General features: G+C 38.0%; 26 protein-coding genes. 16 read left to right on the forward strand and 10 right to left on the reverse strand.

The annotated features are described in order from the left end of the window. Positions 1–62 precede the first annotated feature (62 nt). From AC6CHJ_RS03135 to AC6CHJ_RS03160, 6 genes are all read left to right on the forward strand, one after another. Entirely contained in the window at positions 63–2,060 is a 1,998-nt protein-coding gene (locus AC6CHJ_RS03135; protein WP_498287263.1) for a putative bifunctional diguanylate cyclase/phosphodiesterase, read from the forward strand. Positions 2,061–2,141: 81 nt separating this feature from the next. After that, a complete protein-coding gene (locus AC6CHJ_RS03140) occupies positions 2,142–2,387 on the forward strand; it encodes a hypothetical protein (RefSeq protein ID WP_147194412.1) in 246 nt (81 codons plus the stop codon). 133 nt (positions 2,388–2,520) lie between these two features. Beyond that, on the forward strand, positions 2,521–2,964 hold the full coding sequence (cbpB, locus tag AC6CHJ_RS03145) for a cyclic-di-AMP-binding protein CbpB (RefSeq protein ID WP_147194410.1): 444 nt from the start codon (positions 2,521–2,523) through the stop codon (positions 2,962–2,964). Between the two features lie 86 nt (positions 2,965–3,050). Next, on the forward strand, positions 3,051–3,944 hold the full coding sequence (gene ccpC, locus AC6CHJ_RS03150) for a transcriptional regulator CcpC (protein WP_066791831.1): 894 nt from the start codon (positions 3,051–3,053) through the stop codon (positions 3,942–3,944). Between the two features lie 51 nt (positions 3,945–3,995). Next, on the forward strand, positions 3,996–4,709 hold the full coding sequence (gene dapD, locus AC6CHJ_RS03155) for a 2,3,4,5-tetrahydropyridine-2,6-dicarboxylate N-acetyltransferase (RefSeq protein WP_147194407.1): 714 nt from the start codon (positions 3,996–3,998) through the stop codon (positions 4,707–4,709). Between the two features lie 14 nt (positions 4,710–4,723). Continuing rightward, positions 4,724–5,851: an N-acetyldiaminopimelate deacetylase gene (locus AC6CHJ_RS03160; protein WP_392994767.1), complete on the forward strand. Its 1,128-nt coding sequence runs from the start codon at positions 4,724–4,726 to the stop codon at positions 5,849–5,851. Between the two features lie 92 nt (positions 5,852–5,943). On the opposite strand, the gene AC6CHJ_RS03165 is transcribed toward AC6CHJ_RS03160, so the two are convergent. The 6 genes from AC6CHJ_RS03165 to AC6CHJ_RS03190 all read right to left on the reverse strand — a co-directional run bounded on the left by AC6CHJ_RS03165 (position 5,944) and on the right by AC6CHJ_RS03190 (position 11,886). Next, positions 5,944–7,116 (reverse strand): MFS transporter, encoded by a 1,173-nt coding sequence (locus tag AC6CHJ_RS03165; protein WP_147194401.1) that lies wholly within the window; start codon positions 7,114–7,116, stop codon positions 5,944–5,946. Positions 7,117–7,561: 445 nt separating this feature from the next. After that, complete coding sequence (locus tag AC6CHJ_RS03170) at positions 7,562–8,635, reverse strand: ABC transporter substrate-binding protein (RefSeq protein WP_150283821.1); 1,074 nt, start codon at positions 8,633–8,635, stop codon at positions 7,562–7,564. Beyond that, the gene (locus tag AC6CHJ_RS03175; protein WP_066784988.1) at positions 8,632–9,426 is read right to left on the reverse strand and encodes an ABC transporter permease; all 795 of its coding nucleotides are present in this window, start codon (positions 9,424–9,426) and stop codon (positions 8,632–8,634) included. Before AC6CHJ_RS03175 ends, AC6CHJ_RS03170 begins: the two co-directional genes overlap by 4 nt. Then, positions 9,410–10,231: an ABC transporter permease gene (locus AC6CHJ_RS03180; RefSeq protein ID WP_147194394.1), complete on the reverse strand. Its 822-nt coding sequence runs from the start codon at positions 10,229–10,231 to the stop codon at positions 9,410–9,412. The genes AC6CHJ_RS03175 and AC6CHJ_RS03180 overlap by 17 nt, the downstream gene beginning before the upstream one ends. Further along, complete coding sequence (locus AC6CHJ_RS03185) at positions 10,224–11,327, reverse strand: ABC transporter ATP-binding protein (RefSeq protein WP_066784993.1); 1,104 nt, start codon at positions 11,325–11,327, stop codon at positions 10,224–10,226. Before AC6CHJ_RS03185 ends, AC6CHJ_RS03180 begins: the two co-directional genes overlap by 8 nt. Before the next feature lie 16 nt (positions 11,328–11,343). Next, a complete protein-coding gene (locus tag AC6CHJ_RS03190) occupies positions 11,344–11,886 on the reverse strand; it encodes a helix-turn-helix domain-containing protein (protein ID WP_066784997.1) in 543 nt (180 codons plus the stop codon). A 473-nt stretch (positions 11,887–12,359) separates the two neighbouring features. Here AC6CHJ_RS03190 and AC6CHJ_RS03195 point away from each other — a divergent pair, with 473 nt between their 5' ends. Further along, on the forward strand, positions 12,360–14,501 hold the full coding sequence (locus tag AC6CHJ_RS03195) for a M28 family peptidase (protein ID WP_498287265.1): 2,142 nt from the start codon (positions 12,360–12,362) through the stop codon (positions 14,499–14,501). A gap of 52 nt (positions 14,502–14,553) precedes the next feature. Here AC6CHJ_RS03195 and AC6CHJ_RS03200 read toward each other — a convergent pair whose 3' ends face one another. Then, positions 14,554–15,225 carry a LytR/AlgR family response regulator transcription factor gene (locus AC6CHJ_RS03200; RefSeq protein ID WP_392994760.1) on the reverse strand — a complete coding sequence of 224 codons (672 nt, stop codon included), beginning with the start codon at positions 15,223–15,225 and terminating at the stop codon, positions 14,554–14,556. 166 nt (positions 15,226–15,391) lie between these two features. Here AC6CHJ_RS03200 and aceA point away from each other — a divergent pair, with 166 nt between their 5' ends. From aceA to AC6CHJ_RS03230, 6 genes are all read left to right on the forward strand, one after another. Beyond that, the gene (gene aceA, locus AC6CHJ_RS03205) at positions 15,392–16,681 is read left to right on the forward strand and encodes an isocitrate lyase (RefSeq protein ID WP_498287267.1); all 1,290 of its coding nucleotides are present in this window, start codon (positions 15,392–15,394) and stop codon (positions 16,679–16,681) included. Positions 16,682–16,873: 192 nt separating this feature from the next. Next, positions 16,874–18,475: a malate synthase A gene (gene aceB / locus AC6CHJ_RS03210; RefSeq protein WP_498287269.1), complete on the forward strand. Its 1,602-nt coding sequence runs from the start codon at positions 16,874–16,876 to the stop codon at positions 18,473–18,475. Positions 18,476–18,509: 34 nt separating this feature from the next. Beyond that, the gene (locus tag AC6CHJ_RS03215) at positions 18,510–18,632 is read left to right on the forward strand and encodes a YhfH family protein (protein WP_190323377.1); all 123 of its coding nucleotides are present in this window, start codon (positions 18,510–18,512) and stop codon (positions 18,630–18,632) included. A gap of 339 nt (positions 18,633–18,971) precedes the next feature. After that, positions 18,972–19,520 carry a peroxiredoxin gene (locus tag AC6CHJ_RS03220; RefSeq protein WP_066785011.1) on the forward strand — a complete coding sequence of 183 codons (549 nt, stop codon included), beginning with the start codon at positions 18,972–18,974 and terminating at the stop codon, positions 19,518–19,520. A 78-nt stretch (positions 19,521–19,598) separates the two neighbouring features. Beyond that, positions 19,599–20,054, forward strand: a complete 456-nt coding sequence (locus tag AC6CHJ_RS03225) for a TlpA disulfide reductase family protein (protein ID WP_066785014.1) — start codon at positions 19,599–19,601, stop codon at positions 20,052–20,054. 196 nt (positions 20,055–20,250) lie between these two features. Continuing rightward, on the forward strand, positions 20,251–20,910 hold the full coding sequence (locus tag AC6CHJ_RS03230) for a potassium channel family protein (RefSeq protein WP_066785017.1): 660 nt from the start codon (positions 20,251–20,253) through the stop codon (positions 20,908–20,910). A 48-nt stretch (positions 20,911–20,958) separates the two neighbouring features. On the opposite strand, the gene rnjA is transcribed toward AC6CHJ_RS03230, so the two are convergent. Both rnjA and AC6CHJ_RS03240 read right to left on the reverse strand, forming a co-directional pair. Next, a complete protein-coding gene (gene rnjA / locus AC6CHJ_RS03235; protein WP_147194377.1) occupies positions 20,959–22,626 on the reverse strand; it encodes a ribonuclease J1 in 1,668 nt (555 codons plus the stop codon). Positions 22,627–22,629: 3 nt separating this feature from the next. Continuing rightward, a complete protein-coding gene (locus tag AC6CHJ_RS03240) occupies positions 22,630–22,839 on the reverse strand; it encodes a DNA-dependent RNA polymerase subunit epsilon (RefSeq protein ID WP_066785028.1) in 210 nt (69 codons plus the stop codon). Positions 22,840–23,108: 269 nt separating this feature from the next. Here AC6CHJ_RS03240 and AC6CHJ_RS03245 point away from each other — a divergent pair, with 269 nt between their 5' ends. After that, the gene (locus AC6CHJ_RS03245; protein WP_249775625.1) at positions 23,109–23,882 is read left to right on the forward strand and encodes a Cof-type HAD-IIB family hydrolase; all 774 of its coding nucleotides are present in this window, start codon (positions 23,109–23,111) and stop codon (positions 23,880–23,882) included. 42 nt (positions 23,883–23,924) lie between these two features. Here the strand turns inward: AC6CHJ_RS03245 and def are convergent, their stop codons facing one another. Next, positions 23,925–24,479, reverse strand: a complete 555-nt coding sequence (def, locus tag AC6CHJ_RS03250; RefSeq protein ID WP_249775626.1) for a peptide deformylase — start codon at positions 24,477–24,479, stop codon at positions 23,925–23,927. A gap of 355 nt (positions 24,480–24,834) precedes the next feature. Between def and pdhA the strand changes: the two genes are divergently transcribed. Then, on the forward strand, positions 24,835–25,947 hold the full coding sequence (gene pdhA / locus AC6CHJ_RS03255) for a pyruvate dehydrogenase (acetyl-transferring) E1 component subunit alpha (RefSeq protein ID WP_147194368.1): 1,113 nt from the start codon (positions 24,835–24,837) through the stop codon (positions 25,945–25,947). 3 nt (positions 25,948–25,950) lie between these two features. Then, positions 25,951–26,928, forward strand: a complete 978-nt coding sequence (locus tag AC6CHJ_RS03260; protein WP_066785040.1) for an alpha-ketoacid dehydrogenase subunit beta — start codon at positions 25,951–25,953, stop codon at positions 26,926–26,928. The last annotated feature ends 14 nt before the right edge of the window (positions 26,929–26,942 follow it).

The following is a 26,942-nucleotide window of genomic DNA, read 5'->3' on the forward strand; positions in this document are numbered from 1 at the left end:
TATATAATTCTTTTGAAATCTATTATGATAGTCTAAAGTACACCTTTTTGTGGAGGCGCTAAATGAAAAAAACAACTTTAGACCAAAAGTCTTTGCAATATATAGTAAATCAATATAGCAGTATAGAACAGAGTGGTCTTTCTGTCCTTATTCGTAAATCTAACGAACAGTACTCTATAATGTATGCTAATGACATGGCACAAAATGAATTTGGAGGGCTCCACTTTCCAAAAACAGAGTTAGCTCACCGTTATTTGCCAAGCGTAATTTGGCAACATTTGAAAACAATGATTCTAACAGTGTGCGCTAATGAGACGGCAGCTTTTGAGAATCTAGAACACTTATTAACTGTTACGGAAGAGACGGTTTCCGAAGATCAATTCTATTACTGTACAATACATAAGCATCCACAAGATCCAGCGTTTCTTGAATTACTTGAACAAAATTTCGACCCTATTTTAGTAGTGGATAAAGAAGGCAATATTCTTCACAGCAATGCTGCGGCAAATGGCAAATTTGGATTTGTTGGGGCAAACCTACAAATAGACAAATATGTGAGTCTATTTGCAAGGGAAGAGATACAAAAGCTTATAGATGAAACAATCTCTTCTCAAAAGAGTATTGAGTTAGCGGATATAGGCCTTAAAACAATAGAAGGAAAATCTGTTATTGTTTTTATAAAAAGTATTCCAATGCTAACAGAGCAAAAAGTCTCTAAAATCCTTCTAATATTGCGTGATATAACGCCTTCTCGTGAATGTGAAAGCGACACGAGTTATTTTACCTATCATGACCAACTGACAGGTTCATGGAATCGTAAGGCGCTAAGCGTACATTTTAAGGAAATTATAAAAGACTCGATGAGAACGAATCAAAAATCAGCCATATTGTCCATTGATCTCGACCGCTTTAAAAGGGTCAATAAAACGTATGGGACTGCTGCAGGCGATATGATAATCAACGCAGCTATTGAACGTGTTTCTCAGATAACCAAGAGTATAGGATCAATCTATCGGTTGAATGGCGATAATTTTGTTGCTGTCCTGCAAAATGTTCAAAAAGAGCAAGTACAGCAAGTGGCTGCGGATATCATCTACAGTATGAAAAAACCGTTTCTTATCGAGGATTCTGAATTAGCTACAACAGCTTCTATTGGTATAACCTATTTTCCTGATGATGGGGCTTCTATTGAGGAGCTCTTGCAAAAAGCAAATCAAGCTTTATTATATGCTAAAGAAAAAGGACGATCTTCATATCGTTTTTACCAAAGCAAAATGAAAAATCAACTCGAAAACACAGCTCTCATGGAAGCTCATCTGCGCAGAGCCATTGAAAAAAATGAATTAATGGTGTATTACCAACCGCAAATAGATTTAGAAACAGAAACCATTACAAGTTTCGAGGCATTGTTGCGCTGGCAAAATCCGAAATTTGGTTTTGTTTCACCTGGTGTTTTTATACCACTCGCAGAAGAGTCAGAGCTTATCGTAGATATAGGTAATTGGGTACTGGAGGAAGCATGTAAGCAATTATATGAATGGAAAGTACAAGGTATCTCTAATATCCGAATTGCAGTCAACATTTCGCCAAAACAATTTCGCGAAGATCAGTTAGCATCCAAGATTCTTTATTTTTTAGAAAAGTATGAAATTGAACCATCTCTGTTAGAACTCGAAATCACAGAGAGCTCTATGACGGATGCAGAAGATACGATGAAGATTCTAAAACAACTAAAGAGTATGGGGCTGATTATTTCAGTTGACGATTTTGGAACAGGCTATTCCTCATTAAGCTATATTAAAAGGTACCCAATTGATATTATAAAAATTGATCAATCTTTTATCCGTGATATGGATACAGATGAAAAGGACAAGGCTATTGCTCAAACCATTATCCATCTCGCTCATAATCTAGGCTTAGATGTCATAGCAGAAGGTGTAGAGAAAGAAGAACACGTTGGTTTCTTAAAAAAGCAGCAATGTAAAAAGGCTCAAGGATTTCTCTTCAGCAAACCGTTGCCGATTTATGAGCTAATGAAGGAAATTCCTTTAAAAAAGTGATAAGGAATTTTTAAGTCATATTCCATGCATTAATTAATCGGAGATGTTTCATACTACATGAAAAAGAAAGAAGGTTTTTTCTTGAATTTCACGGGTGAACTGACATGGCCATTAATTATTGTTTGCGTTCTTATTGCAGGTATAGCATTATTTTGGACTATGGGCATTGCAAAAAAACAAGCAGCTCAATCAACTGTAGAGGATCAAAATTATTCTGAGACGGTGGAAAATCACCCGACAATGTTGAATCCCATTATTTGGTGCTATTTGATCGCGGGGATATTTATTACCTTTGTTGTCTTTTATAATATCTTGGCATATCGTTAAAATAGGGGCAGGGTAACTTTTGAAAAATGTATACGCTTTTTCGGTCATTAATGGAAATCTTTGAATAATATATGGTAAGATGAAATTGTAGTTTTAATTGTTCACTTTATGAACAAGTAAGGAGTAGAATACTATGATTTCGACAAGTAGCAGAGAATTCCTTGAAGCGCCGATTGCAGATTTAATTATACCTTCTGATAAAGTTGCCCATGTCCAATTAGGCAATAGCGCAGAGCATGCTTTACTCGTGTTGACAAAGACAGGATATTCTTCTATCCCTGTACTGGATATGGATTATCGTTTACAGGGGTTGCTTAGTATGCGCATGATTACTGAATCTATTTTAGGTCTCGATCACATTGAATTTGAAAAATTAGATACAATAAAAGTAAATGACATCATGGATGCTGATGTTGCCATGTTAAATATTAATGATAAATTCCAAAAAGCATTAGATTTAGTCATTAACCATGCTTTTTTATGTGTTGTAGATGATGACTCAACATTTGTTGGTATTATGACAAGACGTGTTATTTTAAAACAATTAAAAAAACATATCTATCAACCGAATAGCTAGAGTAATAGAAAGGCTCATTTCATGGGCCTTTTTTTTATCCACAACTATTATGACGAATTTTAAAAGGAGTAGTGGTATTTATGACTATGACCAATGATGCCCAAATTATTAAGGTATTAGCAGAGGAGCGCAATATGCGCAAAGCCGCAGAGCGATTATTCTTATCACAGCCAGCCCTTTCACAACGGCTGCAATCGATTGAGAAAGATTGGGGTACCCAGCTTTTTATTCGGTCACAAAAAGGACTGACAGCCACTGCATCAGGCGAGCTAGTTATTCAATATGCGGAAGAGATGATTACAAAGAGAGAAGAAATTTTTGAATCCATACAAGCCTTAAATTCTAAAGTCCACGGCACATTAAAAATTGCTTGTGCCTCCATCGTTGGGCATACCTGGCTCCCAAAAGTATTAAAGGATTTTGTGACCGAATATCCTGACGCCAAGATTTCCTTAATGACTGGTTGGAGCTCAGAGATTGTCAAAGCGCTGTATGATGGGGAGGCACATGTCGGCATTGTCAGAGGACAAACAGACTGGAAAGGAGAAAAGCAGCATCTATTTCGAGATACTCTTTATTTAGTCGATACAGAAATAAAAACGCTGGATGATGTATTTAAAACCACTCGGCCATTCATACAATTTAAAAGTGACTCGAATTATTATCAAGAAATACAGCAATGGTGGCAGCGGCATTTTTCATCTAATCCAAAGCATGAGATTATTGTCGATCAGATCGAAACATGCAAGCAAATGGCATTAAACGGTATCGGATATGCCATACTTCCATCCATTACACTCACGGGACAAGAGGATGTTAACAGGATTCCTCTCACAAATCAGGAAGAAGCATTCAATATTACAAGGGATACCTGGCTGATCGGATATGATTCTGCTTTCGAATTGCGCCAAGTTGCCGCTTTTGTGGAGGTAGCGAAGAAACAAGCGGAATGTTTGTATGATTATTCAAAAAATAAATGAAATTATCCTTTTTATCATGTACAATAGTAGAAATTGATAGGGGGGTTTCTAATGGAAAAGTTGAATGCAGAACAAATTATCTCTTATTTAGCCAATGCCAAAAAAGCTACACCTGTAAAAGTATATGTGAAGGGTAAAGATATCACTTCCATTCCTTTCGGAGAAAACAGCAAAGTCTTTGGTGAAAAAGATGCTGCGGTTGTCTTCGGTGAATGGCAAGATATCAAAAAAGCCTTAGAAGAGAATAAAGAGACGATAGAAGATTATGTGGTAGAGCATGACCGAAGAAATTCAGCTGTACCAACACTAGAGTTGTTAGATATCCATGCACGAATCGAACCAGGAGCAATCATTAGAGATCAAGTGACAATTGGCCAAAACGTCGTTATTATGATGGGCAGTGTCATTAATATTGGAGCTGAAATCGGCGACCGTACGATGATTGATATGAATGCCGTATTAGGCGGTCGTGCGACTGTTGGAAAGGACTGCCACATAGGAGCTGGAGCGGTGCTTGCAGGGGTTATTGAACCACCTAGTGCAGATCCGGTAGTTGTCGAAGACAATGTATTAATAGGTGCGAACGCTGTTGTTTTAGAGGGATGCCGAATCGGCGAAGGCGCTGTAGTAGCAGCAGGTGCTATCGTGACAAAAGACGTGCCGCCGTATACAGTAGTAGTTGGTGCACCGGCTCGTGTCATCAAAGAGATCGATGAAAAAACGAAATCAAAATCTGAAATCATGCAGGATCTTCGACAAATATAAGAGGTGCCATTTCGATGAAGTCTTTAGTGGAGATAAGAAGGGATTTACATAGAATTCCTGAAATTGGATTTCAAGAAGACAAAACGCAAAAATACTTATTAGCTATTATAGAAGAGTTAAAAAAGAGTTATTTCCAAGTAGACCTATGGAAGACAGGTATTATTCTCACAATCCAGGGTACGAGGCCTTCATTCAAAATAGGTTGGCGAGCAGATATAGATGGTTTGCCAATCGAAGAGAATACAGGCTTGCCATATGAATCAACACACCAGGGTTTTATGCATGCATGCGGTCATGATTTTCATATGGCCATTGCTATAGGGCTTATAAAAGCTTTTTCAGAGCAACAGCCTATAAATACGACCATTATCTATTTCCAGCCTGCAGAGGAAGGACCGGGTGGCGCTAAACCGATGCTTGAATGGATGGAAAGGGAGCGTAAGGATTTATTACCTGACTATCTATTTGCGCTTCATATCGCACCTGAATATCCTGTAGGAACAATTGCGACAAGAGCAGGCTTGTTATTTGCTAATACATCAGAACTATTTATTGATTTGCATGGTGTAGGAGGGCATGCAGCTTTTCCACAGCATACAAAGGATATGACTGTAGCAGCAGCTAATTTAATCATGCAGCTACAAACCATCGTAAGTCGAAATTTAAATCCATTAGATAGCGGTGTTATTACCATCGGTAAAATGGTTTCAGGATATGTCCAAAATAGTATTGCAGAAGATGCTCGATTAGAAGGAACAATTCGTACCATGTCTGCCGAATCGATGCTTTTGATGAAAGAGCGTATTGAAGCACTCTGTAAATCAATTGAAATAGCGTATGATTGCGAAGTAAGCATAGATTATGGGGCGTCATACTATCAAGTATACAATGAGGACTATTGTGCAAAGCAGTTGCTAGAGACAGCAGAAAAGGTTGCCGGCACCACACCGTATGAATGTCCGCCTGCCATGACTGGAGAGGATTTCGGCTTCTTTTTAAAGGAGATTCCTGGTGCGATGTTTTGGACTGGCGCAAATTCACCATATGGTCTGCATCATGCATCATTGCAGCCGGATGAAATGTTATTGGACATCAATGTTCGTTTTGTAGAACAATTTTTAAGAGATTTTAAAAAGAGATAGATATTTTATAGGATGTAAACGAAATGCATAGAATAGAATTACAGCCTTTAAATTAGAAAACGGCACGCAGTGAGTGAACTGCGTGCCGTTTTTTACATCATAGTGGAGAACTTTTTACGGTTCCATGTGAAGGTAATGATATAACAAATACTTAGAATAATTGCGCCTAAAATAAATGGCGTATTCAAATGGATGTCCAATAAAGTACCTGCAAGTGCAGGACCAATCATGTTTCCAAGACTCATATACGCATTGTTCATACCTGCCGCATAGCCTTGTTCATTACCCGCTACCTTCGAAATCATTGTATTAACAGAAGGTCTGATTAAGGTTGTTGCGGTTTGGAAAAGTGTCGCTACGAGCAAGATAGAGAAGTAGAAACTCACAAAGACCATTCCGAGCATAGCAAGAGCAGCTACAATTAAGCTCACTAATATGATCTTCATTTCACCGAAGCGTTTAAATAGTTTGTTGATCAGAACGCCTTGAACAATTACACCTACAAAACCACCGACAGTCATAATGATGGCGATGTCATTAGGAGTGAAAGAAAATTTATATGTCAAAAACATTGATAATGTAGCTTGGAAATTAGCAATACCAAATGAGAAGACAAATACAACAAGCAATAATATGAAGTATGGCTTTTTAAAGGAATTTGCCATCTCTTTTAAAATATTATTTCCGCTTCGTTGTGCTTCAACAGCAGGTGTCGTTTTGGGTAATAAAATGATAGAAAGTATTCCTGCGATAAGAGCTGCGATACCAGCTATAAAGAATGGGAAGTGTAAGCTTACATTTGAAAGAGCGCCGCCAATCCCTGGTCCAACCATAAAGCCGAAAGAAATAGCAGCCCCGATAAGCCCCATTGCCTTTCCGCGTTCTTCTAGTGTAGTAATATCCGCAGCATAAGCCATGATAGGCGGTGTGATAAAGGCGGACCCAACACCGATTAGAAAACGCAAAACAAATAGTTCCCATAAGTGATTAGATAGGCCAAATAAAATCTGGCATGTCCCATTTAATAATAGGCCGAAGATGATTAGCTTCTTCCTGCCAAGCCTGTCTGATAAACTGCCGGCAATGGGAGAGAAGATAAATTGCGCAAAAGCTATAGTAGAAATCAAAAAGCCGAGTACTGCTCCTTTAGCGCCGAACTCCTTCAAGTAGTTGGGCATTATAGGTATAATTAAACCAATTGCACTCATAGTGACAAACATATTAACCATTAAAAGAATTAAAGCTATTCTATTTTTTTTATTCATCTAGTTTCTCCTTAATTATTTCGTGATGCTAAATATAAAACAATACTAATCAAAATTATACCTTTTGTCTATAGGGTGTTCAAGAAAGCTGTTTTATAACAGAGTAATCTGTAGAAAAAGTAGAAGGATGAAAAATTTTAGGGAGACTACTTTTTATCTGACTTAACCAATGCCATCTAAGAAACAAGAAGGGGAAAAAATTAATAACTCCTTATAAGCCAATCAATTTCATAAATATAAATTAAGAGCTATAGAGAGTCGTACGGCGAGTCCTGTGAATCTTAGTAGATCGTAGTGATGAGGAGATTAAAGCTAAGTCTGCAGCAAGGAACACATTACGAAATTTCACAAAAGAAGAACCGAACACACGTGAAATTAAATTTCACAGGTGTTCGGTCTTTTCATTAGCTGAAACTTTTTTGATTCAGCTTCTTTCTTCAATACATTAACGTATAGACATTTTGAAGCGTAGGAAAAGTTCATTATATTCGCCGATCTTTTCTTTTCCTAGGTTTTTATAAACTTCTAATTTTTCACGAACGTCTTTTGATACGTAATAGCGTGTATCATTGACGATTTCAGGATCCATCAATTTTAATGCGGCTTTATTAGGAGTTGTATAGCCTACATACTCAGAGTTTTGAGCAGCTACTTTTGGATCTAGCATAAAGTTGATGAATTTATGGGCACCCTCTATATTTTTCGATGTTTTAGGAATGACCATATTATCAAACCATAGATTGGAGCCTTCTTTTGGCACGCTGTATGTCAAATCATCATTTTCAGACATCATATCGGCCGCTTGACCAGACCAAGTGAGGGCTACTTCCGCGTCCCCATTGATCATTAATTGAGTTACCTCATCACCGATGACCGCTTTCACGTTTGGCGCCATGCGAATTAGTTTATTAGTCGCTTTCTGCAAAACAGTAGAGTCTGTTGTATTCAGTGATTGACCGATACTATTTAGACCAACACCAATTACTTCTCTGGCGCTATCTACTAAAATAACCTTGCCTTTTAGTGATGGATCCCAAAGGTCATCCCAGCTATCAAATTTCTTGTCTTTTAAAAGTTTCTTATTATAAACAACCCCTACAGTACCCCAAAAATAAGGAATCGAATATTGATTCTTTTTATCAAAAGCCAGATGTAGAAAATCTGGTTCAATATATTTCAAATTAGGGATTTGCTTGTGATCAATTTTTTTAAGCAAGTGGCGTTCTCTCATTTGTTCAACCGTATATTCAGAAGGAACGGCAATATCATAATTCGTTCCGCCTTGTTCGATTTTCGTCATCATAGCTTCATTTGAATCAAACGTTTCATAAATAACATTGATGCCTGTTTGCTTTTCAAATTTCTTAATTAAAGCAGGGTCAATATATTCTCCCCAGTTGTAGATAGTTAAAATATCTTTCCCGGATTTTCCGGAAGTAGCATCCATTGCATGTGAAGTATACATTAATATTCCGCATACAAGTAAAATGCCAATCGATGCTCGTATCAAAGATTTCATTTATGAGCCCCCGATCTTGTTTGGCGTTTTGTAATAAAGTAATAACCTAATACAAGGAGCAATGTGACAAAGAATACTAAACCTGAGAGTGCGTTGACAGTTAACGAGACGCCTGCACGAGCCATTGAATAAATCTCAACAGAGAGTGTGCTGAAGCCATTTCCTGTAACAAAGAATGTGACAGCAAAATCATCTAAGGAATAGGTTAAAGCCATAAAGAATCCAGCAAAGATACCCGGCTTAACATAAGGCAATATAACACGGGTTAAAATATCGCGTCGGCTTGCACCTAAATCAAGCGCTGCATCAATTAAAGATGAACTCATTTCATGCAATTTTGGTAATACCATTAGCACAACGATCGGGATACTAAATGCTGCATGTGATAATAAGACGGACATAAAGCCAAGTTTAATCCCAGCCATTGTAAAGAGGATCAAGAATGAAGCACCAATAATAACATCAGGGCTCACAATCAGGATATTATTCAATGAAAGAACGGTATTGCGCATTTTTCTATTTTTAATAGAAACAATGCCAATAGATCCGAGAGTTCCAATGATCGTAGCAATCAATGCAGATAACAAAGCAATAACTACTGTATTGATTAAAATAACGATTAACCTAGAATCTTGGAAAACTTCTTTGTAATGGGCAAAGGTGAATGATTTAAAGTTGGTCATTGAATCGCCGCTATTGAACGAATAGAAGACAAGAAAAAGGATAGGCGCATATAGAATGACAAAGACAAGCGCCAAATACAATTTCGATCGTTTATTTAGCTTTTCCATTACGCGCCACTCCTTTCTTCCGTTCACCTGTCAGCAACATAATAATAAACATAAAGAGTATCAAGAATACAGAGATGGTTGAACCCATACCCCAGTTTTGTGTTGTTAAGAATTGCTCTTCGATTGCTGTACCAAGCGTAATCACACGGTTACCTGCAATTAGTCTTGTAATCATGAACAATGAAAGTGCCGGTATAAAGACAGCCTGTACACCCGCTTTAACGCCGTTCATGGTCAACGGAATGATAACTCTTCTGAAAGTAGTGATTTTCGAAGCGCCTAAATCTCGTGATGCGTCAATTAATGCAGGGTTTAACTTATCTAATGCATTAAAGATCGGCAGAATCATGAACGGTATAAAAATATACACAGATACAAAAACAAAGGCAAAATCAGTAAAAAGAATTTGCTGATTTGGAAGTCCAATTGCTTTAACAAAAGCGTTGATTGGACCTTTGTTGCCAAAGATGCCAATAAAGGCATAGGTTTTCAATAGAAGATTAATCCAAGAAGGAATAATAATCAGGATAAGCCATAACTGCTTATATTTTAACTTTGTAATTAAATAAGCAGCTGGATAAGAAATAATTAAGGAGAACAGCGTGATGAGAAATGCATACCAGAACGAACTCAAGGTCATTTTCAAATAAACGCTAGTCAAGAAATTTCGATAGTTATTGATTGTGAAATGGCCATGTAGATCAAGAAGCGAATAATAAACAATTAAAAGGATCGGTGCAATAACGAAAAATAGAATCCAAATATAGTAGGGGATTAGTGATAATAAATTCCCTTTTCTACGCATTATTTTCTTCTCCGTAAGATTCAAGTCTTTTATCGAAGTCTTCTTCTGATTCATTTAAACGCATAACATGAATAGCTTCAGGGTCGAAATCTAAGCCGATTTTTGCACCAACATCAGCTTTTTTCAATGAATGTACAAGCCACTCATTCCCATCTTGGTCATAGGTAGAGAGCTCATAATGAACGCCGCGGAATAATTGGGTATCAACTGTTACAACAAGCTTTCCACGCTCTACATCTGTGATCTCTAAATCTTCAGGTCGAATGACGATATCTACATTTTCGTTGGCGTTCAAGCCTTGGTCTACACATTCAAAAGTCTTACCTGCAAACGTAACCTCAAAATCTCGAATCATTGTACCTGGCACAATGTTTGATTCGCCGACGAAATCAGCGACAAAACGATTGATTGGTTCATCGTAGATATCCACAGGTGATCCACTTTGCTCGATTTGGCCTTCATGTAAGACAAAGATTTCGTCTGACATGGCTAGTGCTTCTTCTTGGTCATGAGTGACAAATACAAAGGTCTTGCCTAAACGCTGCTGTAATTCGCGCAATTCATATTGCATTTCTGTGCGCAGTTTTAAATCTAGGGCAGATAAAGGCTCATCTAATAAAATGATTTCTGGATCATTTACGATAGCGCGTGCTATGGCAACACGTTGTCTTTGGCCACCAGACATTTCGTAGATTTCACGTTGGCTATAACCTGCTAAATTGACAAACCTTAATGCTTCTTCTACTCTTCTGGTGATTTCTTCATTTTTTACTTTCTTAATACGCAAACCAAACGCCACATTTTCAAACACATTAAGGTGAGGGAATAGTGCGTAGTCTTGGAAAACGGTATTGACTTGGCGTTCATTGGCTGGCACATTATTGATTGTTTTGCCATTGAAATAGATTGAACCATTGGTAGGTTCCATAAAACCTGCGATGAGACGGAGAATTGTTGTTTTCCCACAGCCAGATGGCCCTAAGAGTGTATAGAACTTGCCTCGTTCCATTTCAAAGCTTATATCTTTTAGCACTACAGTGCCATCACTGAATGATTTTGAAACATTTTCAAAGCGGATAATTGCATTTTCCGACATCTGGGGTCCCCCTAAGCTATAAATAAGATTCTGTTGCAACAAGTAAAATTTCCGTTTTACCTGCAAAGTCGTTGAACAACTGATGATGGTTAGAAGCATCGAAGTAAATAGAGCTGCCTTGTGAAGCAACGAATTCTTGTTTGCCTAAAACCAGTTTTACCCGACCAGATAGTACATAGATAAATGTTTCAGACAAGGAAGGCTCAAACTTTTTGAATTCGCCATTCTCTTCAAAAACAATCATCACTGGCTCGATTTCTTTTTCATTTGAAGTGGGGATTAACCATTTTAAATAATACCCCTTCTTGTCATCTGTAAAAGTCGTATGCTCTTCGTCTGTATAGACAACATTTTGGTCTTCAATTTCATCATCAAAAAATTCTTTTGGGGTAGAACCCAATACTTCTAGTAAGTCAAACAGCGTTTCAATAGAGGGGGAATTTAAATCCCTTTCTACCTGGGATATATAGCCCTTGCTCAAATCGGTTCTTTCGCCTAGTTCTTCTTGCGTCAAACCTTTTTTCAGTCGCAGGCGTTTGATTTTTTTGCCTATCTGCATCAAATGCATTCCTCCTCTATTTTCAGTATTTTCTTTAGTAAAGAGTTATATTTTCATTTATTGGAAGTTTACTTATGGTGAACTTTAAGTAACACAAGTTTACTAAGACAAAACTTTTAGTTTAGTGAAACGTATTCTATTATACAAAATAGGACATATTTTTCAACCTTTTTTTCTAAAATAATATTCTTTATCAAATAATTTAATAGACTGACACTAATCCTTTACCCTCAAGCATTTAACACTAACATTTTTTTACTGTATCAATTATTGCATTTACATAAGAAATAAAAGGAAAGAATAAAAGTTTTTGATAAAAAAAGTAATTGCTATTTGTTGAAAGTTATCATTTAATAATTTTTGTGAAAAAAATTGGTTTCGCTAGATTAGCAAAAGTGTGATTGAATTTTCTCGCAATTAGGGAATAAAGATTCCTATGAACAAAGTAAATTTAGTGGAAAGGAATGTGGTTGATGAAAAGATTTTTAGGTGGTGCATTGGCGATTTCGCTGATCGCAACTACATTGGTGGCATGTACGCCGGAGAAAAATAGTACAGAGGAAAAACAAAAGAAAGCAGTGGAAACAACAGATTCGAAGAGCTATTTAAAGCTAGCAGACGCAAATTATTCGTATGAATTTGCGAAAAGTTTAGAGCAATTTAAAACAAATGAGAAGCTAGGCTATCGAACAGCTGGATCAACTGCTGAATTGCAAACAGGTAAGAAAATAGCAAATGAAATGAAAAAAATCGGGCTTACGGATGTTTCGAAAGATGAGATTACAGTCGATAGCTGGACCTTTAAAAAAGCAGATCTGAAGTTTACAGATGCCAGAGGAAAAACACATTTGGCTGTTCTTGGCGGATATCAAACGAACTTTGATACGAAAGGACCTAAAACTTTTGATGTTGTGTATGCCAACAGAGGGACAGCGGCTGATTTAGAGAATCTTGATGTTAAAGGTAAGCTAGTTCTTATAGATATTAATCAGCGCGAGGATTGGTGGATTAATTATCCAACATATCAAGCACATTTAAAAGGAGCTGCTGCTGTCATTGCAGTACAAAGCAAGGGATATGCAGAAGTAGATGGAAATGCCTTAAATGCACAGGATATTTGTGGGCCTGATGATGCTCCTGCATTTTCTATGTCGCAAAATGACGCTGCATTATTAAAAGCAGCATTAAAAAAACAACACAATAAATTACAGGTTGATTTTGATGCCAAATCCACAGTGAAAAAAGATCAGAAGACATATAATTACTACGGGAAAATTGAAGGGAAAGACCCGGATTCATATGTAATTTTATCAGGACACTATGATTCCTATTTTGATGGATTCCAAGATGATAATGCGTCCATAGGATTATTGATGGGGATTGCAAAAGGATTAGTAGATAGTGGCTATAAACCCCAAAAAACTATCATTTTTAATGCATTAGCTGCGGAAGAATGGGGAGTAAGCAATACAAGATACGACTGGTCTACAGGTGCCTACAATCAAATCTTCCGTGTTCATCCTGAATGGGTAGGCAAGGCGATTGCCAATTTGAATTTTGAGTTACCTGCATATGAACATACCAAGACAAATGAAATCCGAGCAGTATATGAATACAAAGACTTCCTTACGAAATTTGCTAAAACTGTACCGACAGTCAAAGGTGTTTATAAAAAAGGGATTTCTGTAGTGGCGCCACTCCGTACGTGGTCTGATGATTTTTCATTCTCGTTAGCTGGTGTTCCAGCATTGCGTAATGATTTTCAGGATAGTGAGTTTATGCATACACATTACCACTCACAATTCGATAATGAAAAAACAAATAATATTAAAGCACTCCAATTTAATATGAATTTATATGGATTATTGGCTATGCAATATGATCAAACAGCTGTATCGCCGCTAAATTTCACAACACGTTTAGAAGAAATGAAGAAGACATTGAAGCAGGATGTATTAAAAGACTCGAATGTTTCAAGCGACACACTCATTAGTACGATTGATGAAGCCATTAGCACTGCAAAACAGGCAAATAAAAAGGTAAACGAAATAAATAGTGCGTATGCAAAAGCGCTACAAGCAGGCGAAGATAAAAAAGCTGCGAAATTATATAAAGAAAGTCGTGATGTAAACAGTAAGTTACTTCACACATTTAAATTGGCGCAAAATCAATTTGTTCGTTTAACATGGGAGGATGAACCTATTTTCCCTCACGAACATGCGCAAAATAATATTGAAAACTTATCTGCTGCCATTAAAGCAATAGAGAAGGGGAAAGCTCAAAAAGCCCTTGATGACTACTTGTTTGCCGTTGATAATAACTGGTATGCCTACGACTTTGATAAAGAAACATATCAGTACTTTACAGATTATGTAATGAACCAGCCTGCAGACCGTTTAATGTGGGGAGCGGGCAGAGTGATGGGCCATGAAGACTTATATGATGTCATTTCAGCACTTCAAGAAAAAAGCAAGAAGCCAAAAGCTAATTTAGATGCAGAAACAAAAGAATTACAAAAAGCATTAGAAAATGAAGTTTCGTTGCTGAAAAAGACAGTAAAAGAAGAAAATCATGATGTACAGCAATTGAAAGCTGAGTTGGAAAAAATCAAATAATGAACACAAGACCCCGCAAAAGCAGAAACTATTTTTGCGGGGTTTTTATGAGTTATATATCCAGTAAGCGTTTTACTTCATTTAAGTAGGTTTGACTAACTGGAAGTCCAGTTCCATCTTCCATATGGATCATTAAATTGGAGGAAAAATCACGGGTGATACGATCGATCGCGTGGATATTGATTATATAAGATCTGTGGATACGAAGAAAATCTTTCGGCAGCTTTTTCTGAAGGTTCTTCAATGTTGTGCTTACTGTATACTGCTTACCATCTGTGTAACACCAATTCTTTTTATTTAAGCTCTCGAAATGTGTAATTTTTTCAATTGGAACTAACACCCATTCATCTTGTTGTTTGCCTGTTATAAAACGGATTGGATCATTTTTTATCTCTTGATAAAGGGGAGATAATATTACCAATAACACAGCAGCTTCACCCATTAAAGTAATTGGGTAACCAATCCCATAAAAAGGTTTTTCTAAAAAAGCTTCGTTCATTAACTCCTCAATTTTTCTTTTTTCTTTCATGACGCGTTCTACTATACTTCCAGACTCTACTTTTTTGCCATTAAATAATTGAAGTTTTTGGCAGCCATTAAAATAAACGTACGTATCGCCTACTGCTATTGCTACTGAAGATTCCTCAGGCAACCAATCACTCATCAGATTATAATACTGTTCCGCCACATTTTTTGATAAAAACGAGATGTCATTATCTCTCACATCCAAAGCCCCCTTGTTTGTCATGCAAAAACAATGTTTCATCGCTAAATAGTTGCATTTTATCCAAAAAATAATACAAAAAAGCATTATTGTTATATATTACATTATAACAACTAAATCTGTTGTGCAACAGTAAAATGATAAAAAGTCGGAAGGTGTGATTCAAATGACAACAAGGCAAAAACAAATTGAGAAACTTGAAAAGAGCTGGGCAAATGATGAAAGATGGCAAGACATTAAACGTCCGTATAGTGCGGAAGAGGTAATCAAGCTTCGGGGTTCAGTAGACATTCAGCATACGTTAGCTGAAAAAGGCGCAAAACGTTTGTGGGACACACTGCAGCAAGAAGACTATATTAATGCGCTAGGTGCATTGACCGGCAATCAGGCAGTACAACAAGTAAAAGCTGGTTTACAAGCTATCTATCTTAGTGGTTGGCAAGTAGCAGCAGATGCCAATTTATCTGGGCAAGTGTATCCTGATCAATCCTTGTATCCCGCTAATTCAGTGCCGCAAGTGGTCAAACGTATCAATCAAGCATTGCAAAGAGCAGACCAAATTGATGGAGTTGAAGGACGAGAAGACAGCTTTGATTGGTTTGCTCCGATTATTGCCGACGCAGAAGCAGGATTTGGAGGACCACTAAATGTTTTTGAGTTAATAAAAGGGATGATTGAAGCAGGGGCAGCAGGTGTGCATTTGGAGGACCAATTAGCATCTGAAAAGAAATGTGGCCATTTAGGCGGTAAAGTATTGCTTCCCACACAAAATGCTATACGAAATTTAGTCGCTGCACGATTAGCTGCTGATGTATGCGGAGTACCGACTATCCTAATCGCCCGGACAGATGCAGATGCTGCGGATATGGTCACGAGTGATATTGATCCGCGAGATGCTAAATTTTTAACAGGCGAGCGAACACCAGAGGGATTTTTCCGCACATATGCTGGAATCGATCAGGCGATTGAGCGAGGCCTAGCTTATGCTCCTTATGCCGATTTAATATGGTGTGAAACATCTAAGCCGGATTTAGAGGAAGCAAGACAATTTGCAGAGGCCATCCATGCACAATATCCAGGGAAAATGCTTGCATACAATTGTTCACCATCCTTTAATTGGAAAGCAAATTTAGATGAGGAGACGATTGCTAAGTATCAAAAAGAGTTGGCGAAAATGGGATATAAATTCCAATTTGTTACATTAGCAGGGTTCCATTCGTTGAATCACAGCATGTTTAAACTAGCGGTTGATTATAAAAACAACGGAATGGCTGCCTATTCAAAACTTCAACAAGAAGAATTTTCAAGCGAACGTGATGGATATACAGCAACTAAACATCAACGTGAAGTGGGTACGGGCTACTTTGATGAAGTAGCTCAGGTTATTTCAGGAGGGACATCATCTACAACAGCGATGGAGGGTTCTACTGAAACAGCTCAATTTATTCCGCATTAACGGGCAGTAAGACCCCCACTTCAAAACGTAAGTATGTAACGGAGAAGTTTAAGTGGGGGTTAACTGCCCGTAAAAGCCCGATTGGTTCAACTAACACTCAGTAGGGGATAAAAACCCCCCACTGAATGAAGTTTCACTTTATCGCGCAATGATGGCAAGCATTTAAATGAAAATAAGAAAGGGTTGTTGCGAATGAGTATCCAACAAACAGTCACTTCATCCATCAACATTACTGGACTAGTAAACGATTCTACAAAACAAATTCTGTCAGCAGAAGCACTTCGGTTTATTTCGTCTTTGCATCGTCAGTTCAATCAGCGCCGCTTAGAATTATTACATTTGCGGCTAGAGCGGCAACGTCAATTAGATGCCGGAGGCACACTAGATTTTTTAGAGGAAACAAAATCAATTCGTGAAAGCACTTGGGAAATCGCACCATTACCTAAAGATTTACAGGATCGCCGTGTGGAAATTACAGGCCCAGTGACACGGAAAATGGTCATTAATGCGCTAAATTCAGGAGCCAAATTATTTATGGCATGTTTTGAAGATGCTACTTCACCCACATGGGAAAATATGATTGAAGGCCAAGTGAATCTATTTGATGCCATACGAAAAACTATTTCTTATTCACAACCTTCAAACGGGAAAGTCTATCGATTAAATGACAAGGTGGCTACATTAATCGTAAGACCAAGAGGATTGCATATGGAAGAAAGGCATATAGAGATCGATGGTGAGCCTGTGGCAGGGAGCTTCTTTGATTTCGGATTATACTTCTTCCATAATGCAAAAGAGTTAATTGCTCAAGGCACAGGTCCATATTTCTATTTGCCGAAACTTGAAAGCCATTTGGAAGCAAGGTTATGGAATGATATCTTTAATTACTCAGAGAAGTACATGGAGCTAGCAAAAGGGACAATAAAAGCAACAGTCCTGATTGAAACCATTACAGCAGCCTTTGAAATGGATGAGATATTATATGAATTAAAAGAGCATTCTGCCGGCTTAAATTGCGGCAGATGGGATTATATTTTTAGTTATATTAAGCGATTACGTAACCATCATGAAGTCATTTTGCCAGATAGAAGCCAAGTAACCATGAATTCGCCATTTATGAGAGCTTATACGCAATTATGTATCCACACATGTCATAAGCGCAATGCGCCAGCCATGGGTGGCATGGCTGCCCAAATCCCTATTAAAGACAATCCACAAGCGAATGAATTAGCGTTCGAAAAAGTACGAGAGGATAAGATGAGAGAAGCAAAGGATGGTCATGATGGAACATGGGTGGCGCATCCAGGCTTAGTGCAAGTGGCAATGGAGCAATTTGATTACTATATGAAGACACCTAATCAAATTCATCGTAAACGAAATGATGTGCATGTAACAGCAACGGACTTATTAGAAGTGCCAATAGGTTCCATTACAGAAGAAGGAGTACGGCTCAACTGTAGTGTTGGCGTTCAGTATATTGCATCTTGGCTTCGGGGGAATGGCGCTGTGCCGATTTATAATATGATGGAAGATGCAGCAACTGCTGAAATCTCGCGTACGCAAATATGGCAATGGATACGACATGAAAAAGGAAATACAATCGATGGACAAAAAATAGACGCGCATTATGTACAAAAAATTTTAGAAGAAGAAGTTTCGATTTTAAAAAATCAACTCGGTGAAGAGAATTATGTGCAAAGCCGATTAGACAAGGCTACAGACATTTTCAAGAGTTTAATTCTCCAAGATACATTTGAAGAATTTCTAACGATTCCAAGCTATCAGTCTATTTGATAAAGGGAATAAAACATTTTAAGGAGGAGATCTAATGAAAAACGAAAACACTCAAAAGTATCCGAAGCTTTGCTTAGAATGTGGTTGTGAAATAGTGGAACAAGTAGAATCCACATTATATGAGTGTGAACGGTGTTTAGGAGCGAAAGAGGAATAAAGATAGAGAAATGCTTGAGACAAAGGATGGATTATGAATTTTGGCATTCAATCGAATAACAATATTTCCGTGTCCTCATATAATGATGGGGACATTTTTTATGCCTCGCATAGAAGTGGCAGAGAAGCAGTACAACTTATAATAAGGGAATAGCATAAATTGGTATTTCCCGATGACTTTAAGAAAACTTGTTTCAGCTCGTAATATGGGAAAAGGAATAATCAAATATTCAAAATATACCATGAAACCTTTGCGTTTAATAGTATTATTTGCTATTGTAGAATGTGGATCGTAGCAATAAGCTACTTACATTTATATTAACTTTTGGAGGGATTTATCATGGCAGAACGTATGGTAGCAAAACAAGCACCAGTATTCGAAATGCAAGCAGTAATGCCAAATAAAGAATTTGGCACAGTAAGCTTAGAAGAAAACATGAAAAATGACAAATGGACAGTTCTATTCTTCTATCCAATGGACTTTACATTCGTATGTCCTACTGAAATCACTTCAATGTCAGACCGTTACGACGAATTTGAAGATTTAGATGCTGAAGTAATCGGCGTTTCAACTGATACAGTTCATACACACTTAGCATGGATCAACACTGACCGCAGCCAAAATGGTATCGGCGAGTTGAAATTCCCATTAGCTGCAGACCACAACCAACGTGTATCACGTGACTATGGCGTGCTTATTGAAGATGAAGGTGTTGCATTGCGCGGCCTATACATTATTAACCCAGAAGGCGAACTACAATACCAAGTTGTAAACCACAACAACATTGGCCGTGATGTAGACGAAACATTGCGTGTGCTTCAAGCATTGCAAACTGGCGGTCTTTGCCCAGCAAACTGGCGTCCTGGCGATGCTACGTTGAAAGGCTAAGCATTGCAAAGCGAAGGGACTAACAAATGTTAGGTCCCTTTTTTAAACAGATGTTAACTAAATGAAGAGGTGAATAGCATGAAATTACGAGCAGATATGCCTGAATTACAAGGCGAAACAGCTTGGTTAAATGGCCAAGTGACAAAAAGTGAGCTAGTGGGTGATAAACCAACACTTATTCATTTCTGGTCTATTAGCTGTCATTTATGCAAGGAAGCTATGCCGGATGTAAACAACTTCCGTGATCAATATAAAGATGAGCTAAATGTTATTGCAGTTCATATGCCACGCTCTGAGAAAGACCTAGATTTAGGAGAAATCAAAGAGGTAGCTAACGAACATGGTATCACTCAACCTATTTTTGTAGACAGTGATATGAAATTAACAGATGCTTTTGAAAATCAATACGTTCCAGCTTACTATGTATTCGATAAAGACGGTAAGCTACGCCACTTCCAAGCTGGTGGTAGCGGCATGAAAATGCTTGAAAAACGTGTCAATCGTGTACTTGATGAAGTAAGAAATGCTGAATAAGCATTCGGAGGCAGTTGTTTGTACAGCTAATGTACAGACAGCTGCCTTTTTCTGTGAATGAGAACAAGGATACAGCTCAAAATGTAGAGTAGGTAGTATTGGAGAGAATGAAAATTTCCTGAGCATGTTTTTACGTTGTTTGTTAAAATGGATACAGAACCTTGTAGGAAGTGCTGGGAAATCGGAGGTATTTGGCATGAAGAAAGAATTTGTTGTGATTGGATTAGGCCGTTTTGGAGGTAGTATTGTTCAAGAGCTTGTTCAGCAAGATGCGGATGTAATGGCCATCGATAAGCAACAAGAGCGTGTAGATGAGTTTGCGTCAATTGCTACTCAAGCAGTTGTAGCAGATACAACAGACGAATCTGTACTTAAATCATTAGGTATACGTAATTTTGAACATGTTATTGTAGCCATTGGAGATGATATTCAATCGAGTATCCTAACGACATTAATTTTAAAAGAAATTGGTGTGCAAAAAATTACAGTAAAAGCGCAGAATGACTATCATGAAAAAGTGCTACGGAAGATTGGCGCTGATCACGTGGTACACCCAGAACGTGATATGGGCATTCGGATTGCTAACAATATGATGTCCAATAATGTCTTGGATTACTTAGAGTTGTCCGATGAACACTCGATTATGGAGATAAAGGCAAATCATCTACTTGAAGGCCATACCATTATAGGATTAGATATTCGTGCACGGTACGGCATCAACATTGTAGCTATTAAAAGGGAAAAAGAAATTATCGTATCACCTCAAGCAGAGGATGTTATACATGAAGGTGATATATTAATTGTCATCGGAGAAGATGATGATATAAGCCGCTTTGAGAAGAAAATGCTGAATTAAGCGAAAACAAGGCCTCCAATTAAGTATTGGAGGCCTTATTATAATCTATTATACTTCCATAATAATCGGCAAAATCATTGGGCGCCGTTTTGTTTTTTCAAATAGGTATGGCTCTAGAAGATCAGTAATTTCATTCTTTAATTCCGTCCATTGAGGTGTTTTTTCAATTAAGAGCTGTTGCAAGTGTTTGCTTAACATTTGCTGTGCTTCATTAATCATCGAACCAGACTCTCTCATATAAACGAAACCGCGTGAAATAATATCAGGGCCTGCTACCATTTTTTGTAGCTGCATGTCTACGCTAACGACCACAATAACAAGACCTTCTTCTGATAAAATTCGTCTATCGCGCAAAACAATATTGCCGATATCTCCAATACCATTTCCATCAATATAAACTGCTCCTGATGGTATCCGTCCTGCAACATGAGCTTCATTAGCACTTAATGCCAATACCTCACCATTTTCCATGATAAAGATATTATCTGCTGGTACATCGCAGTCTTCTGCCAAGTCTCCATGCATACGCAACATGCGGTATTCACCATGAATTGGCATAAAGAATTTTGGCTTAATTAAACGTAGCATTAACTTTTGTTCTTGCTGTGAGCCATGACCAGAAGTATGGATGTTATTCAATGATCCATGAATAACTTCAGCTCCAGCGCGGTACAATAAGTTGATAATCTTATTTACACTGGTTGTATTACCAGGAATCGGTGAAGAAGAGAACACAACAGTGTCTCCAGGCTGTATTTGAATTTGACGGTGCGTACCGTTAGCAATTCGTGATAATGCAGCCATTGGTTCACCTTGGCTTCCGGTACATAAAATCATCACTTCATTGGCAGGAAGGCGATTTAATGTTTGTGCATCTACAAAGGTTTCTTTTGGTGCAGTAATATAACCAAGCTCACGGCCAATGTTAATGGCATTGTCCATACTACGTCCAAATACAGCGACTTTGCGGCCATGTTTAGCAGCAGCATCTGTCACTTGCTTTAAACGGTGGATATTAGAAGCAAATGTTGCGAAAATAATGCGAGATTCTACTTTGCGTAAAATTTCATCGATGCTTTCGCCAACTTTGCGTTCCGACATAGTAAATTCAGGACGTTCGGCATTAGTACTGTCGGACAGTAAACATAAAACGCCATCGCGCCCGATTTCAGCCATTTTTGTCAAGTTTGCTGGTTCGCCAACTGGCGTGAAATCAAATTTAAAGTCACCCGTATGCACGATATTGCCAGGTGGTGTCTTGACTACAATTCCGTATGCATCTGGGATACTATGCGTTGTTCTAAAGAAGCTTACTGAAGTTTTGCGGAATTTGATGACATCATCTTCCTGGATTTCAATTAGCTTTGTTTGGCGAAGCAATCCATGCTCGTCCAACTTATTGCGCAACAACCCAAGCGCCAATTTGCCTCCATATACAGGGACATTAATTTGGCGAAGTAAATATGGAACGCCGCCGATATGGTCTTCATGACCATGGGTAATAAATAACCCTTTAATTTTATCGACATTTCGAACAAGATAGGTATAATCGGGAATTACATAATCAATCCCTAGTAAATCGTCTTCTGGAAATTTAATGCCGGCATCAATCAAGATTATTTCGTCTTGAAATTGAACAGCATACGTATTTTTGCCGATTTCGCCCAGTCCGCCGAGTGCGAAAACTGCAGTTTGGTCATTTTTGACGAATTTCATTAATTAGATATTCTCCAATTTGAAATCTTCGCTTGCTTTTTCATATTCCAAGTAGTTTCCTTCAAGCGATTGGATATACTCGATGTTATAACCGCGGCCTTGAAGCTTCTCGCGGACTTCGCGCACTTCATCAGCTTCAATATACAAGCTTTTAGTGTTTTCGCGAACAGGCACTTCAAGGATATTTTCTTGATAATATACTTTATAAATCATTGTTTGCTCTCCTTTAACACGTTCAAAATAAATTCATTTCCTTTATATTAGCACGTAGGTAAACTAAAATAAAGAAAAGCCCTTCAAAATATGAAGGGCAACATAACTTTAAGCGATCGTTTTTTTCTCGAGCAAGCCACGAAGCCTTTTCAACAATTGTTTTTTAAGACGTTTGAACATGGCAGATCACTCCTTGCCCCTATTATATTCATTTAAAAAGAAAATGTAAAGAAAATTCACTTAACAGACAGAAAGGTTGGGATTAACAAGTGGATAAGAAAATTTTATTTTTTGATATTGATGGTACGTTATACAATTCGGAGAAAAAATTGCCCCCTGCAACATTTGAGGCAATCAAAAAAGCTGAGGAAAACGGACATGAAGCCGTCATTGCGACAGGTCGCTCTCCGTTCTTCCTAAAACCTGTATTAGAGGAGCTTGGCCTAAATTCATTCATAAGCTTTAACGGGCAGTATGTCGTTTATAAAGGAAAAGTGATTTCTGAAAGACCGATTCCCATGGAGATAGTGGAGAAACTGGTGGTCCAAGCAGAGGAAGAGAATAATCCTGTTGTATTTTTGGATGATGCGAGGATGACATCAGCAGCTAAGGACGATGTCAAAGTACGTACAAGCATGGATTCCTTATTCTATCCTATGCCGGAAGTGGACGCTGAATATTATAAACAATCCAATACGTATCAAATATTATTGTATGTTGACGAGCATGGGGAGGAACGATATGCAAACCTATTTCCTGAGCTGAAATTGATTCGTTGGCATGAGTTTTCAGTTGATGTAATAAATAAAGATGTTTCAAAAGCCTATGGCATTCAGCAATTTTTAAAGCATACTGCATTTGAAATAGAAGATGCTATTGCATTTGGAGATGGATTAAATGACGTGGAAATGCTGCAAGCAGCAGGGACAAGCGTAGCGATGGGAAATGGGCATCCGAAAGCTAAAGAAGCAGCGACGTTTGTTACAGATCATGTGGATGACGATGGTTTATCTAAAGCCATGAAAAAACTGGGATTATGGTAAATGAAAAACGGACTTGATGAAGGTTCATCAAGTCCGTTTTTTTTAATCTTCCAGCGGATTGGCATTTGGTTTCTTTTCAAATGGATTCTCTTTATTAATGTGATCATAAAACATTACACCATTTAAGTGATCCAACTCATGTTGGAAAGCAATAGCTGGCAATCCTTTTAACCGCATTTTCTTTTCTTCACCATCAAGAGTGAAAAATTTGACCGTAATGCGTGCTGGTCGAGGTACATAGCCGGGCACATCACGGTCTACTGAAAGGCATCCTTCACCAGAAGGAACGTATGCTTCTTCTACAGAATGGCTTACTATCTTGGGGTTAACGGCAATTAGGCTGATTTGCTTGCCCGCACTGTCTGGTAAATGCAGAGCGAACATTCTTTTTGAAACATCTACTTGAGGTGCAGCAATTCCAATTCCTGACCGTAAACCATGTTTATCGGCTAATTCTACGTCTTGGCTATTTATCAAAAATTGAAGTAGGTCTTCACCTAATTTTTTTTCCTCTTCTGTAAGGGGGAAGGACAAGTTTTTCGCGACAGCACGCAAAGTTGGATTTCCTTCTCGTATAATATCGTGCATTAAAATCATTTTGCTCTTCCTTTCAAAAAAAGTTCTTTTCTATTATAACGCACACCCAAAATCCCACAATAGAAAAGAACCTCGGAAGGATGAAAACATTGTTTTAATACATATTAAAAAGGTAATAAATATATTGGAATGAACTGTGCTAGTAAAGGTAGTGAAAAAACCACTGTAGTATAATACAGGTTATTCGCACTTTATAATACAGGTTCCTTGCAATAAACTATATGAGAATGAATTTTTAACTCTGCTACTTGCATTGACCGATAAATTATAAAACAGTATACTGGACTTAAATAATAGTTGTATTATAATTTTCATTAGATTTTGTAATACAGATGTATAAAGGAGATGTGAGAACATGGCTTCAAAAAAAGGACAACAATTTGATCCTGTAGCAAATTTGCACGAAATTGAAGAAAAGTTTGAAATGTTCCAGATTTTGAATGAAGAAGGGGAAATCGTTAACGAAAGCGCTAATCCTAATCTTTCTGATGAAGAACTAGTTGAATTAATGAGCAGAATGGTCTTTACACGTATACTTGACCAACGTTCTATTTCATTAAATCGCCAAGGACGTTTAGGCTTCTACGCACCAACTGCTGGTCAAGAAGCTTCTCAAATTGCTTCCCACTATGCACTTGAAAAAGAAGACTATATCTTGCCTGGATATCGCGATGTGCCGCAAATCGTTTGGCATGGCCTTCCTTTATGGAAAGCATTCTTATGGTCACGCGGACATTTCGTTGGCGGCCAAGTTCCTGAAGGTGTAAACATTTTAGCTCCACAAATCATCATTGGTGCTCAATACGTGCAAACTGCAGGTGTTGCACTTGGCATGCAAAAACGAGGTAAAAAAGCAGTAGCTGTAACTTACACAGGTGACGGTGGTTCTTCACAAGGTGATTTCTACGAAGGTATTAACTTTGCAGGGGCATTTAAATCACCTGCTATATTTATCGTACAAAACAACCAATATGCTATTTCTACACCACGTGAACTACAAACAGCTGCTTCTACAATTGCTCAAAAAGGGATTGCAGCAGGACTTCCAAGCATCCAAGTAGATGGTATGGATCCACTAGCTGTATACGTGGCGACACGCGATGCGCGTAAACGTGCTGTAGCAGGAGAAGGTCCATCACTTATTGAAACAATTTGTTATCGATATGGCCCACATACAATGGCAGGCGATGACCCTACTCGTTACCGTACATCAGATACAGATTCAAAATGGGAAAAGAAAGACCCAATCGTTCGTTTCCGTAAGTACTTGACTGAAAAAGGTTTATGGAGCGAAGAAAAAGAAGCTGAAGTAATCGAAAAAGCAAAAGAAGAAATCAAAGCAGCAATCAAAAAAGCGGATGAAGCGCCAAAACAAAAAGTAACAGACTTAATTAATATTATGAATGAAGAAATGCCAGCAAATCTTAAAGAACAATATGAAATCTACGCGCAAAAGGAGTCGAAGTAACCGATGGCACAAATGACAATGATTCAAGCAATTACAGATGCACTTCGTTGTGAACTAAAAGATGACGAAAACGTGCTAGTATTCGGTGAAGACGTTGGTGTCAACGGAGGGGTTTTCCGTGCAACAGAAGGTCTTCAAAAAGAGTTTGGCGAGGATCGAGTTTTTGATACACCACTAGCAGAATCAGGTATTGGCGGTCTTTCAATCGGTCTAGCTTTACAAGGATATCGCCCTGTTCCTGAAATTCAATTCTTCGGTTTCGTCTATGAAGTAATGGATTCAATCAGCGGTCAATTAGCACGTATGCGCTATCGTTCTGGTGGCAGCCTAAATGCACCTGTTACAATCCGTTCTCCATTTGGCGGCGGTGTTCATACACCAGAAATGCACTCAGACAGCTTAGAAGGATTAGTCGCTTCTCAACCAGGTCTTAAAGTGGTTGTTCCTTCTACTCCATATGATGCTAAAGGGCTTTTAATTTCGTCTATTCGCGACAATGATCCCGTTGTTTTCTTAGAACATTTAAAACTATACCGCTCATTCCGTGAAGAAGTACCAGAGGAGTCTTACACTATTCCTCTAGGTAAAGCAGATGTAAAACGCGAAGGTAAAGATCTTTCTATTTTTGCTTATGGCGCTATGGTTCATGAATCTTTAAAAGCAGCAGAAGCATTAGAAAAAGAAAACTACTCTGTTGAAGTAGTTGATTTACGAACAATTCAACCATTGGATATCGAAACAATCATTGCATCTGTAGAAAAAACAGGCCGTGCAATCGTTGTCCAAGAGGCACAAAAACAAGCAGGTATTGCAGCGAATGTAGTTAGTGAAATTACGGAACGCGCTATTTTAAGTCTTGAAGCACCCGTACTTCGCGTTACAGCACCTGACACTGTATATCCGTTCCCACAAGCTGAAGCTGTGTGGTTGCCAAATTCAAAAGACATTATAGCTACAGCTAAAAAAGTTTTAGAATTCTAAAAAGGAGTGGTGAC

The organism is Rummeliibacillus sp. GQ308 (assembly GCF_059759115.1).